The sequence below is a fragment of the Yoonia sediminilitoris genome, from assembly GCF_003058085.1.
Classification (GTDB): domain Bacteria; phylum Pseudomonadota; class Alphaproteobacteria; order Rhodobacterales; family Rhodobacteraceae; genus Yoonia; species Yoonia sediminilitoris.
Genome location: NZ_QBUD01000047.1, coordinates 1 through 1230 on the forward strand (window position 1 = coordinate 1; position 1230 = coordinate 1230).

General features: G+C 55.2%; 1 protein-coding gene. It reads left to right on the forward strand.

The genetic code is table 11. The features are described 5' to 3' along the window. Positions 1–60 precede the first annotated feature (60 nt). Positions 61–1221: an IS30 family transposase gene (locus C8N45_RS22930; protein ID WP_108389382.1), complete on the forward strand. Its 1161-nt coding sequence runs from the start codon at positions 61–63 to the stop codon at positions 1219–1221. The last annotated feature ends 9 nt before the right edge of the window (positions 1222–1230 follow it).

Genomic DNA, 1230 nt, shown 5'->3' on the forward strand with positions numbered 1-1230 from the left:
GGGCGGTTTCAATGGGTCGACGCAACACTTTAATCTTTTTGGAAAGATGGAGTGTTTACGATGAAGTACCGGACGCGGACGTTTTACACGGCCAAACAGAAGTCGGAGATGTGGGACCGATGGCAACGCGGGGAGTCGATGAGTTCGATTGGGCGACACTTCAATCGCGCGTCGTCTTCGATCTTCCCTCATTTGGCGCAGTTTGGTGGAATCCGACCACCTGATCGCAAACGGTCGCGATATGCTTTGAGCCTGATTGAGCGGGAAGAAATTTCTCGTGGGCTTGTCGCAAAACGGTCCCTTCGGTCAATCGCCGAAAGCCTGAACCGGTCGCCGTCGACGATCAGTCGCGAGGTTCGCAGGAATGGCGGTCATCACACCTATCGCGCAGCCCGCTCTGACCAGCGTGCCTGGGACTGCGCGACGCGTCCCAAATCGTGTAAGCTCTCGTTCAACGATCCTTTGTGCCAACAGATTGCGCGTAAGCTGCGCAGGAAATGGTCACCACAGCAGATTGCCGGATGGCTCAAGCGCAAGCACCCGGACGAGGAGCAGCGCCGCGTGTCGCACGAAACAATATATCGCAGCCTGTACTTGCAGACCCGAGGGGTTTTGAAGAAGGAATTACAGGAGTTTCTACGCAGTCCGCGTGCAATCAGGCGGTCTCGACATGCCACCCAAAAGGGGCTCAAACTGCGCAAGATCAAGGACGCCGTCCCAATCAGTGAACGCCCGCCTGAAGTCGAGGATCGGGCGGTTCCCGGCCATTGGGAAGGCGATTTGATCGTCGGTTCCAACAACAGTTATATCGCCACATTGGTTGAGCGGCATTCGCGGTTTGTGATGCTCGCAAAGGTCGAAAACAAGGACACCCAAAGCGTCATCACGGCCCTCATCAAACAGGCGCGCAAGCTGCCAAAGGAACTCTACCGCTCGCTGACATGGGATCGTGGATCAGAGATGACCGGGCATCGCAAGTTCACCATAGCGACAAAGATCGACGTCTACTTTTGCGATCCGCAGTCTCCATGGCAACGTGGCAGCAATGAAAACACCAACCGGCTTCTGCGCCAGTATTTTCCCAAAGGCACTGATATATCTGGTTTTAGTCAGGCCAAACTCAGCGCTGTCGCACGCCAGCTTAACGAGCGCCCCAGAAAGACCTTGCAATACCAAACCCCAGCAGAGAAATTTGAAGCCTGTGTTGCAGCGACCAATTGAAACCACAGG

Coding starts and splice junctions, on each gene's coding strand:
- C8N45_RS22930 (WP_108389382.1), top strand. CDS start 61: ATGAAGTACCGGACGCGGACGTTTTACACGGCCAAACAGAAGTCGGAG.